The organism is Amycolatopsis nivea, from assembly GCF_004522235.1.
Taxonomy (GTDB): Bacteria; Actinomycetota; Actinomycetes; order Mycobacteriales; family Pseudonocardiaceae; genus Amycolatopsis; species Amycolatopsis nivea.
Genome location: NZ_SDLT01000013.1, coordinates 45,549 through 57,176, shown reverse-complemented (window position 1 = coordinate 57,176; position 11,628 = coordinate 45,549). Strand labels below are relative to the sequence as shown.

Below are 11,628 nucleotides of genomic sequence, written 5' to 3'. Positions count from 1 at the left end.
CGACCGCAAGCGGCCGGGGGTGCTCACACCTCGGTGAGAAGTCCGAGAGAGCAGAGGGAACCGGCCAGCGCGATCATGTCGTAGCGGAGGTCCTCGACGTCCGTCTCCCACAGTTCGGCGAGGACGGCGCTGGCGCTGTCGATGTCGCCGTTGTGCTGCTTGAGGGCGATCCACATGGCCGCGGCGACCGGTTCGCAGTCCACCTGGCGGCTGCTGCTGACCAGCTCGAGATGCCCGTCGGGGAGCATCCGCTGGGCGACGCCGTGAGCGGGTCTGATGGCCATCATGGCTGCCTCCGAGGGGCGGTGGTCCGGTCTGTTTCCTTGCTGTGCCAAGTTTCGCGGACCCGGGCCCTTCCGGCCATGGGGGCGGCACCTGAAAGCGGCCTGGGGTTTACTCCCCCGTCAGCCGTCCGAGATCAGGGGTTGCGGACGCGAGTGCCTCCCCGCGCCATTCGCGCAAGCGCGCGGCGACAGTCGTGAGCACGCCGTCGAGCTGGGCGTTCAGGTAGAAATGCCCGCCCGGCAACACCTTCACCGCGCAGCCGCCGCGGGTGTGGCCACGCCACGCTTCGGCCTCGGCGAGGTCGACCACGGGGTCGTCCGCGCCCAGCAGCACCTGGACCGGGCAGTCCAGCGCGAGCCCGGGCTCGTGGCGGTAGGTCTCGACTGCGGTGTAGTCCCCGCGGACGGCGGGCAGCACCAGGCGCAGCAGTTCGTCGTCGCCGAAAACGGCGCTGCCGGTGCCGCTCATCTCCTTGAGAGCCGCGATCAAACCGTCGTCGCCGAGCTCGTGGACGTCCTCGGGCCGCGGCACGGACGGCGCCGGGCACGCGGACGCGAACAGCCCCAGCGGCCGGGCGCCCCGGGCCTCGAGCCGGCACGCGACCTCGTACCCGAGCGTCGCGCCCATGCTGTGGCCGAACAGGGCCACCGGCCGGTCGATCCACGGGCCCAGGTTGTCGGCGATGACGTCGGCCATCGCGGCGAGGTCGTCGAAACACTGCTCGTCGCGGCGGTCCTGCCGGCCCGGGTACTGCACGGCGATGACGTCGGCGTCCAGTCCGCCTTCACTGGCCGCGCGCGAGAACGGGAAGTAGGCGGTCGCCGACCCGCCCGCGTGCGGCAGGCACACCAGTCGCACCGCGGCCTCGTCGGACGCGTGGAATCGCCGGAGCCATCGGCTCGATTTCTCGTTCAGGGCAGTCACAGTTCAGGAAGTCTCCGGCCCCTTCGCGCGCCCGGCAACCCCTAGCCCGGCGTCGCCGTGCCCGTCCGCCGTGCGGCGATCCAGTCTCGCTCAGGGGGCCGGGCGGCCGGTTAGGGGTGGGTATGCCCTGTTCACCGCTCGTAACGTACGGCGTCAGGTGGGTGCATTGGGCGATCACGGAAAACCCCGCCGAAGCCGTTCCCGGGGACCTCCCGGCAGCCGTGCCCGGGCGAACCGGCCCGCACCGCGCCGACGACCACGCGACTCAGGAGAAGGTCTGAATGAACAAGTCCGACGACAAGCTGGTTCACGCCCTCCGTGCGTCCCTGAAGGAGACCGAGCGTCTTCGCGCGCAGAACAAGAAGCTCAGTGGGGCCGGCCACGAGCCGATCGCGATCGTCGGCATGGCCTGCCGGTTTCCCGGCGGTGTAAGCACGCCGGAGGACCTGTGGCGGCTGCTGGCCGACGGCTCCGATGTCGTCGGCGAATTCCCCACCGACCGAGGCTGGGACACCGACCGCCTCTACGACCCGACCGGCGAGCGGCCCGGAGCCAGCCGCACCCGGCACGGCGGTTTCCTTTACGACGCGCCTGAGTTCGATGCCGGGTTCTTCGGGTTCGGCGAGCGGGAAGCGCTCACGATGGACCCGCAGCAGCGCCTGCTGCTGGAGACCACCTGGGAGTCGTTCGAGCGGGCCGGGATCCAGCCCGCGTCGGTGAAGGGCAGCCCGGTCGGGGTGTTCACCGGGGTGATGTACCACAACTACCCGGGCCACTACGGTTCCTCCGCGGTGGTGTCCGGACGGCTCGCCTACGCGTTCGGTCTCGAAGGGCCCACGGTGACCGTGGACACCGCGTGCTCGTCCTCGCTGGTGACTCTCCACATGGCGGTGCAGGCCCTGCGCCAGGGCGAGTGCTCGCTCGCGCTGTCCGGCGGGGTCACGGTGATGGCCTCCCCGCAGACTTTCGCCGAGTTCAGCGTCGACGACACGCTGTCGGTCGACGGCCGGTGCCGGTCGTTCTCCGAGTCCGCGGACGGCATCGGCTGGTCCGAGGGCGCCGGAATGCTGTTGCTGGAACGGCTTTCGGACGCGCGCCGCAACGGCCACCCGGTGCTCGCGGTCGTCCGCGGCAGCGCGGTCAACCAGAACGGCGCCTCGAACGGGATGATGTCGCCGCGCGGCCCGGCTCAGCAGCGGGTGATCCGCCAGGCGCTGGCCAACGCCCAGGTGTCCGGCGACCAGGTCGACCTCGTGGAGGCGCACGGCACGGCGACCCCGCTCGGCGATTCGGTGGAGGCGCAGGCACTGCTGGCGACCTACGGCAAGGAACGACCGGACGGTCGGCCGCTGCGGCTCGGCTCGATCAAGTCGAACCTCGGGCACACCCAGGCGGCGGCGGGGGTCGCTTCGCTGCTCAAGGTCGTGCTCGCGCTGCGCAACGACCTGCTGCCCAAGACGTTGCACGTGGACGAGCCGAACCACCGGGTGGACTGGGCGTCCGGCGGCGTCGAGCTGCTCACCGAACCGGCGGACTGGCCGCGCGCCGACCGGCCCCGCCTCGCCGCGGTGTCCGGCTTCGGCATGAGCGGCACCAACGCGCACATCATCCTGGAGGAGGCTCCCGAAGACACTGCGGTCGAACAGCCGGACACCCCTGCGGGCGGCGCGATCCCGTGGGTGCTGTCCGGCCGGAACCCGGAGTCGCTGCAAGCGCAGGCCGCTCGGCTGCTGGAGCACGTTCACGGCAATCCAGGTCTCGACCCGCTCGACATCGGCTACTCGCTTGCCACCGGCCGGTCGGCGTTCCCGCACCGGGTCGTGGTCACCGGGACCGGCCGCGAGGAACTGGTTCGCGGCCTGACCGCTGTCGCCGCGGGGGAGACTTCCGCCGAGGTCGTGCACGGGGTTGCCCGCGGCGAGACGTCGACGGCGTTCCTGTTCTCCGGTACCGCGTCCGACAGCCTCGGCCAAGAGCTGAGCGCCGCGTTCCCCGCGTTCGCCACGGCGTACGAAGAAGCCCGCGCGACGCTGTCCGAGAACGGCACCGCGTTCGCTGTCGAGGTGGCGTTGTTCCGGCTGCTGGAGTCGTGGGGGATCACCCCGGACTTCGTTACCGGGCACGGAATCGGCGAGCTGACCGCCGCACACGTTTCGGGTGTGCTGTCGCTGGCGGACGCGGCCGCGCTGGTGGCGGCCGCCGACGCCGGACCCGACGCAGTCCGGAAGGCCGCCGAGCCGTTGACCTACGCGGAGCCGGAGATCCCCGTGCTGCCGGGCGGCGGAACGGAGCTGGCGACCGAGGAAGAGCTGCGCTCACCGGAGTACTGGGTCCGGCGGCTCGGTGGGAAGGCCCGCTTCGCGGACGGGATCCGGCACCTGGAAGCCCAGGGCGTGAACCGGTTCGTCGAGTTCGGACCCGCAGGCGCGCGGGAAAGCCTGACCGGGAGCGCCCTCGTTGTGTCGACGCCGAGCGGGGACGCGGAAGCCCTGACCGCCATGGTTGGAGCACTGCACACGCACGGGGTGTCCCCGGACTGGCAGGCCTTCTTCGCCGGCCGTGGCGCACGCCTCGCCGAACTGCCCACATACGCCTTCCAACGGCAGCGGTACTGGATGCAGTCGGCCAAGATCTACGGCGACCCGGTCTCCCTCGGCCTGGAGCCGGTGGACCACCCGCTGCTGGGCGCGGCCACCGTGCTCGCGGACTCCGAGGGCGTCGTGCTGTCCGGACGCGTCTCCGTCAGCACCCACCCCTGGCTGGCCGACCACGCGATGGGCGGCTCGATCCTCTTCCCCGGCACGGGTTTCGTGGAACTCGCCATCCGCGCGGGGGACCGGGTGGACTGCTCCCGGCTGCGGGAGCTGACCCTGCAGGAGCCGCTGGCGCTGCCCGCGGAAGGCGGCGTCCGAATCCAGGTCAACGTCACCGCCCCCGACGCGTCCGGCGCGCGCTCGTTCGTGATCAGCTCGCGCACCGACGACCTGACCGGCGAAGGAACGTGGACCCGGCACGCCAGCGGGGTGCTGGCCGCCGCGAGCGGCGCGGCGTCCTTCGCACCGGCTTCCTGGCCGCCCGCCGAAGCCGAGCAGCTGGAACTCGCGGACCTGTACGAGGAAATGGCGGACCGCGGCCTGGACTACGGACCGGTGTTCCGCGGCTTGCGGGCCGCGTGGCGCGGTGCGGACGAGATCTTCGCCGAGGTGAGCCTGCCCGAACGGGCCAAGCGGGACGCGGCGGGCTTCGGACTGCACCCCGCCGTGCTCGACGCGGCCCTGCACGCGCTCGGCCTCGCGAACGACGCAGAAGGCATCTCGTTCCCGTACACCTGGTCCGGCGTCGAGCTGTTCGCCTCCGGTGCCGCCGCGGCGCGGGTGCGGTTGCAACGCACGGCGCCAGACACCGTGACACTGGAACTCGCCGACGTGGCGGGGAATCCGGTCGCCTCGGTCGAAGCGCTGACGCTGCGGCAGATCTCCGAGGAACAGCTCGCCGCCGTCCGCGCCGCCGCACCCCGCCGGGAGTCCAGCCGCGCGCCGGAACCGGTCGCGCGCCGCGCCGCCAGCGCGCCGGAAACCGCCACGCAGGCCAGCGCTGAAGCCGACCCGGATTCGTTGCGGGGCAAGCTGCTCGCGCTTCCCGCCACCGAACGGCTCAAGGCCGTGCGCGGGGTCGTCCTCGCCACCATCGCCGCGGTGCTCGACCAGGACTCGGCGGACCTCATCGACGTCGACCGCGCGTTCAACGACCTCGGCTTCACCTCGCTGCTCGCCGTCGAACTGCGCAACCAGCTCGGCGCGGCCACCGGGCTGTCCCTGCCGCCCACCCTCGTGTTCGACTTCCCGACCGCGGCGGAGCTGGCCGAGCACCTGTACCAGTCGCTGCTCGGCGAGCTGGACGGCAAGCAGGAGACGGTCACGCTGACCGCCCTTGCCGGGGACGAGCCGATCGCGATCATCGGGATGGCCTGCCGGTACCCCGGCGAGGTCGCCAGCCCGGAAGACCTGTGGCAGCTCGCGTCGTCGGGCGGGGACGGGATCTCCGCCTTCCCCGCCAACCGGTCCTGGGACATGGACTACTGGCTCGGCCTGGTCGAGGCGAGCGGACGGGTGCCGCAGGGCGGGTTCGTGCACGACATCACCGACTTCGACGCGGCCTTCTTCGGGATCGGCCCCAACGAGGCCCCGATGATCGAGCCGCAGCAGCGGATGCTGATGGAGACCTGCTGGGAGGCGCTGGAGCGGGCCGGGATCGACCCGGTTTCGCTCAAGGGCAGCGACACCGGCGTGTTCGCCGGGGTCATGAAGTCCGACTACGACCCCGGGCCCGCCGGCGACCTGGAGACCAACGGCCTGTTCCGCAGCACCGGCGTGCTCGGCAGCGTGGTCTCCGGCCGCGTGTCCTACGCGCTCGGCCTGGAGGGGCCGTCGGTCTCGATCGACACGGCCTGCTCGTCGTCCCTGGTGGCACTGCACTCCGCGAGCCAGGCGCTGAACCAGGGCGACTGCTCGCTCGCGCTGATCGGCGGCGTTTCGGCGCTCACCTCGCCGAGCCCGTTCGCCCACTTCGATTCCGGCGGCACCGCGGCCGACGGCCGGTCCAAGTCGTTCTCCGCGGACGCGGACGGCATCGGCTGGTCCGAAGGCGTCGGCGTCCTCGTGGTCGCGCGCCTTTCGGACGCCGTGCGCGACGGCCGCGAGATCCTCGCGGTGATCCGGTCGAGCGCGGTGGGCCAGGACGGCGCGTCCAACGGGCTGACCGCGCCCAGCGGATCCTCGCAGGAACGCGTGATCCGCAAGGCGCTCGCGCTCGGCGGGTTGAAACCGTCCGATGTGGACATTGTCGAGGCGTCCGCGACCGGCTCCACCCTCGGCGACCCGATCGAGGCGCGCGCGCTGCTGTCGGTCTACGGGCAGGACCGGCCCGGCGACAGCCCGCTGTGGCTGGGCTCGGTCAAGTCGAACATCGGCCACAGCCAAGCCGCTTCCGGGGTCGCCGGCGTCATCAAAATGGTGATGGCGCTGCGGAACGAGCAGCTGCCGATGACCCGGTACGCGGACAACCCGACCACGCAGGTCGACTGGTCGGCGGGCCAGGTCCGGCTGCTGGCGGAAACCATCCCGTGGCCGGACGCCGGACGTCCGCGCCGCGCCGGGGTCTCCTCGTTCGGATACAGCGGCACCAACGCGCACGTGATCATCGAGCAGGCGCCCGCGCGGGAGAAGGACGAGCCCGCGGCACCCGAGTCGCACGGGCCGTTGCCGCTGCTGCTTTCCGCGCGCAGCAAGGAAGCTCTGCCGTTGCAGGCGGAGCGACTGCTGTCCCGGCTGACCGCCGGTGACGAACCCGGTCTGGCGGACGTCGCGTACTCGCTGGCCACTTTCCGCGCCCCGGCCCCGCACCGTGCCGTTGTGGTCGGTACGGACCGGCAGGAACTGCTCGCGGGGCTCGCCGCGCTGGCGAACGACGAACCCGCCGCCACGGTGCTGCGCGGCAGCGTCCGGGCGGGTGCGAAGACGGCGTTCCTGTTCGCGGGCAACGCCGCCGTCCGGCCCGGCAGCGGCAAGGACCTCTGCGCGGCCTTCCCCGCGTTCGCCCGGGAATTCACCGACGTGAGCGAGAAGTTCGCGGCGTACCTGGACCGGCCGCTGCTGGACGTCCTGTTCGCCGAGGAGGGTTCGGTGGACGCGCAACAGCTCGCGCGGATGTCGTTCACGCAAGCGGCGCTGTTCACCGTGCAGGTCGCCCTGTTCCGGCTGCTCGAATTCTGGGGGCAGCGGCCCGACTACGTGCTGGGCCGTTCCGGCGGCGAGGTGGCCGCCGCGCACGTCGCGGGCGTGCTTTCGCTGCCCGACGCGGTCAAACTGGTCGCCAGCCGTGCGCAGCTGCTCGAGGAAATGCCCGGCGGCGCGATGGTCGAGGCGAGCGAGGAGGAAGTGGCGCACTCGCCGCGGATGGACGAGGTCCTGGCGGAACTGGCCGAGATCGCTGGCGAACTGTCGTACGGCACCCCGCGCGTGCCGGTCGTCTCAACGGTGACCGGAGCCCTGGCCGGGGACGAACTGTCCGATCCCGCGCACTGGGTCGCCACTTTGCGGGAGCCGGTCCGTTTCCTCGACGCGGTCCGCAGCCTCGAAGCGGCCGGGGTGAACCGGTTCGTGGACCTCGGCCCCGGCGGCGCGCTCGCGCACGACGTGCGGCCGTGCCTGACCGGACCCGGCGAGGACGTCGCCGAACTGCCTGTGCTGCCTGGCGAGCTCGGCGAGACCGCCGCGGTGCTGCGCGCGGCCGGACAGTTGCATGTGGACGGTCTCGCCCTCGACGGCACGCGCCTGTTCGCGGGCCTGCAGGTGCGGCGGGTGCCGGTGCCGCCGTACGCGTTCCACCGCAAGCGGTACTGGCCGGATGTCGACATGGAGGCGATCAGGTCGAGCGGCGACCTGGGCGTCACCGGACTCGAGTCGACCGGGCACCCGCTCGTCGGCGCGGCGATGTGGCTGGCGGACTCGGACGGCATCGTGCTCAGCGGACGGCTCTCCGCCGGGACCCACCCGTGGCTGGCCGAACACACCGTGGGCGGCGAGATCATGGTGCCGGGCGCGGCTTTCGTCGAGATCGCCGTCCGCGCCGGTGACGAAGCGGGCTGCTCGCGGGTCGAGGAGTTGGTCGTGCACACGCCGCTCGTGCTGCCGGAACGCGGCAAGGTGCAGGTGCAGGCCGTGGTCGGCGCTCGGGACGAGGACGGCGCGCGGTCGCTGACGGTGTATTCGCGTCCGGACGACCCGATCGCCGGATGGACCCGGCACGCGACCGGATCGCTGACCGGCGGGACGGCCCGGCCGGAAGGGCTCGAGGAGTGGCCGCCCGCCGCCGAGCCGGTGTCGGTGCGATACGAGGCACCGGCAGACGGAGGGCTCAGCCACGGCCCCGCGTTCCAGGGCCTGCGCGCGGGCTGGCGTCGGGGCGACGAGGTGTTCGCCGAGGTGAGCCTCGGGCAGGAGACGAGCCAGCAGGCCAGTCGGTTCGGCCTGCACCCGGCCGCGCTGGACGCCGCGATCCAGGCGTTCGGTCTGCTGCCTGGCGGCGAGCCGGGACTCGCGGTCGCGTGGGCGGGCGTCGAACTGCACGCCACCTCGGCGGCGAAGCTGCGCGTGCGGATGACCCCGGTCGGCGAGGACGCGGTCGCGGTGACGCTGGCCGACCAGGCGGGCAAGCCGGTGGCCTCGATCGAGGCCGTGACGGTGCGTCCTGTCACCGAGGTGCGCGAAACCGTTGCCGCGCCGGTGGAAGCCGTCAAGGCCGGTCCGGTCCGGGTGCGCCGCGCGGCGAGCGCCGGCGTCGCGGCCGACCCGGACGCGCTCCGCAAGCGGCTGGCCGGGCAAACCCAGGCGCAGCGCGAGAAAATCCTCCTGGAGGTCGTGCTCGAACACACCGCGGCCGTGCTCGGTTACACCGACTCCGCCGAGGTCGACCCGAACCGGCATTTCCTCGAATCGGGCTTCGACTCGGTGACCGCGGTGGGCCTGCGCAACGGCCTCAACGAGGCCACCGGGCTGAGCGTGTCCCCGACGGTCATCTTCGACCACCAGAACCCGATGGCGCTGACCGTCCACTTGCTGTCCGAATTGGACGGTGCGGGCGCTTCGCCGGAGGACCCGGCTTCCGACGGGCTCAAGCAGATGTTCACCGAAGCGGTCCGTTCGGGACAGACGGAGGACGGGATCGGCTTGCTGAGCGCGGCGGCCCGGTTGCGGAAGTCGTTCCGGTCGTCGGCCGACATCGACCAGCTCCCGGCACCGGTCCGGATGGCCGAAGGACCGAAGCAGCCGCACCTGCTGTGCCTGTCCACCCCGGCGGCGATGGGCGGCGCGTACCAGTACGCGCGGTTCGCCTCGCACTTCCGCGGCGTGCGCACGCTGTCGGCGTTGCCGATGCCGGGATTCCTAGCGGGCGAGCTGCTGCCCGAGTCGGCCGAGGCCATCGTGGACGTGCTCACCGAGAGCGTCCGCAAGGCCGTGGGCGACGAGCCGTTCGCGTTGCTGGGCTACTCGTCGGCGGGGATCTTCGCGCACGCCATCGCGGGCAGGCTGGAGGAATCGGGCACCGGCCCGGCCGCGGTCGTCCTGCTGGACACCTACGCGGCCGGCGGCGAGGACATGCAGCGCAGCGACCAGGCAGAACGGGACGAGGCCACCCTCGGCCTGGTCTCCGGGCTGCTCGCGAACGAGGACCGGTACGGGCCGTACGACCGGACCAAGCTGACCGCGCTCGCCAAGTACCTGGAGGTGCTTCCCGAGGTGACCCTGCCCAAGATCGCGGCGCCGAGCCTGCTGGTGCGCCCGGAGGACCGGTTCGACGCGGGCGAGGCCGTGACCGGGGATTCGGAGGCGTGGCGGACGGCCTGGAGCCTGTCCGACGACACCGCGGTCGTCCCGGGCGACCACTTCAGCCTGGTCGAGAGCAGTTCGGCGACGACGGCGCAGGCGGTGGAGGAGTGGCTCGGCTCGCGGTAGCCGCGTAACTCAGGCGGCGGAGGTGCCCCGTTCGGCGGGGTGCCTCCGCCGTTTCCGCGCGCGGAAACGGCGCTGCACGCCGAGCGTCACCGGAGGCCGACCCGATCGTGCCCAGCTGCCGCCTTCCGCTCCGCAGCGCCCTTCGAGTAAACTGTGCAAGCCATACACTAATCAAGCTGAGAGGCTACGGGAATGGTCGTGGCGGCATCCAAGCCCGCGCCGGAACGCGTTCTGGCCGAAGGTCCGCTGTCGTGAACGCGACCCGCCGGTTCGCGGGCCGGGTCACCGAGCTGGACCGGAAACTGGCGGCCACCGAGATCGAGCACGCCCGCTCGCAAGGCGAGTACGACGTCGCCGAGGCGGCCCGGCGGCTGGCGCGCGTCCAAACCGCGACCACGCAAGCCGCGCTGCGGGTCGCGGTCGCCGGACAAACCGGGGACGTCATCCCGCCCGCGCTCGAGGCGGCGCCGCGGGTCGCGATCGCGCTGTGGCTGCTCGTCAGCGTCGTCCACATCGTGATCTGGCTGCTGGACGGCGTCCTCAACGGGGACTGGGACCCGTCGTGGCTGCTCTGGGTGCTGTTCGGCGGCGGCGTGCTCGCGGGCGGCGTGTGGGCCGCGCGCGAGTGGGATCGCCGCCTGCGCGCGGTGTCCGGGACGGGCGGATAAGGCCGGCCGTCGACGGCGAAGCACGACCGGGGTGTCCCTGATCGGCTGCGCAATAGGGGTACTGGGGCATCTCCGGCGCGGTTAATCTCGGATCAACCATTCGCGCCGGGCGTGCCCGGTTTCCTTTTCCTGGAGTGGATTCCATGCGTGTGCTCATGGCCGCCCCGTCTTCGCCCGCCCGGCTGCACAATCTCGCGCCACTCGCGTGGGCATTGCGGACGGCGGGCCATGACGTGAAAATCGCCGGACGTCCTTCGTTCACCGAGGAGATCCTCCGCACCAGTTGCGTGGCCGTCGAGCTGGAAAACGGCACCGAAGAGGCGCTCGCCGAGTCCGCGGCCTTGACCGAGTTCGCCGAGTTGTGGCGCCCCCAGGTCGTGGTCTCCGACGCCCTCGCCCCGGCGGGAACGGCCGCCGCGCGAGCGGTCGGAGCCGTCGCCGTCCGCGTCCTCGGCGCACTGGACGAGCCGGACGCGGACGACACCGCAGACGTCACTTTGGACACCGTGCCGCCGTCGCTGCGGACCGGTGAAACAGCCGTGCGAGCGGTGCGGCACGTTCCTTACTTTGGTCCCGTGGTGGTGCCGAACTGGTTGCGCCGCAAGGCACGGCGCAGTCGCGTTCTGCTTTCCCTCACCGACGAAACGCTGTTCGGCCCGCTGTTCGACGCGGTCGCGGGAGCGGACTTCGAACTCGTCTGCTCGGCCCGCGTGCCGGAGGGGGTCACGCTGCCGGCCAACGCTCGGCTGGTCGACTCCGTGCCGCCGGCCGCGCTGTTGCCGACGTGCGCCGCGGTCATCCACGACGGCGACGCGGCCCTCGCGCTCGCGGCGGCAGCGCACGGCCTGCCCCAGCTTTCCCTTGCCGAATCGGCGATCACCGCGCGCATCGCTGCGGCCGGCGCCGGGAAGACCGGCTCCAGCGAAGCGGCCCGCACGCTGACGGCCGATGAGGAGCTCGGCCGCGCCGCGAAGGCGTTGCAGGAAGAGATCGCGGCACTGCCCGCCCCGCGCACCGTGGTGGACGAACTGATTCGCTGACCGCACCGCAGAAGTCCGTGAGGGCCGCCTTGAGGGAATGAATTTCCCGCAGGGCGGCCCTCCCGCATGTCCGCCGGTCGCCGACCCCGGACTCCGCCGGTTAGGGGTGGGACGGGGCACCACATCTGGATAGCGTTTTTCCCGGAATCACCTGGAAATCGCGGCAACTTCCCGAGGCGGTCGATTACGTGAGTGCCA

4 protein-coding genes and 1 pseudogene are annotated in these 11,628 nt (G+C 72.0%); 3 read left to right on the top strand and 2 right to left on the bottom strand.

The window, feature by feature from the left end:
• Window positions 1-23 precede the first annotated feature (23 nt).
• Together EIZ44_RS17505 and EIZ44_RS17500 are read right to left on the bottom strand one after the other, a co-directional pair.
• The gene (locus EIZ44_RS17505) at window positions 24-284 is read right to left on the bottom strand and encodes a hypothetical protein (RefSeq protein ID WP_063697782.1); all 261 of its coding nucleotides are present in this window, start codon (window positions 282-284) and stop codon (window positions 24-26) included.
• 109 nt (window positions 285-393) lie between these two features.
• On the bottom strand, window positions 394-1,209 hold the full coding sequence (locus EIZ44_RS17500; protein ID WP_043836766.1) for a thioesterase II family protein: 816 nt from the start codon (window positions 1,207-1,209) through the stop codon (window positions 394-396).
• A 296-nt stretch (window positions 1,210-1,505) separates the two neighbouring features.
• On the opposite strand from EIZ44_RS17500, the pseudogene EIZ44_RS17495 reads away from it, so the two are divergent.
• The 3 genes and pseudogenes from EIZ44_RS17495 to EIZ44_RS17485 form a co-directional block, all read left to right on the top strand.
• Window positions 1,506-9,722 (top strand): annotated as a pseudogene (locus EIZ44_RS17495) (beta-ketoacyl synthase N-terminal-like domain-containing protein); the annotation flags it as partial.
• A gap of 251 nt (window positions 9,723-9,973) precedes the next feature.
• Window positions 9,974-10,390 (top strand): DUF1707 domain-containing protein, encoded by a 417-nt coding sequence (locus tag EIZ44_RS17490; protein WP_134729760.1) that lies wholly within the window; start codon window positions 9,974-9,976, stop codon window positions 10,388-10,390.
• Window positions 10,391-10,533: 143 nt separating this feature from the next.
• Entirely contained in the window at window positions 10,534-11,430 is an 897-nt protein-coding gene (locus EIZ44_RS17485; protein ID WP_043836761.1) for a nucleotide disphospho-sugar-binding domain-containing protein, read from the top strand.
• The last annotated feature ends 198 nt before the right edge of the window (window positions 11,431-11,628 follow it).

What these genes read in the sequence shown, in the direction of transcription:
- EIZ44_RS17485 (WP_043836761.1), top strand. Translation starts at nt 10,534, where the DNA reads ATGCGTGTGCTCATGGCCGCCCCGTCTTCGCCCGCCCGGCTGCACAAT.
- EIZ44_RS17505 (WP_063697782.1), bottom strand. Translation starts at nt 284, where the DNA reads ATGGCCATCAGACCCGCTCACGGCGTCGCCCAGCGGATGCTCCCCGAC.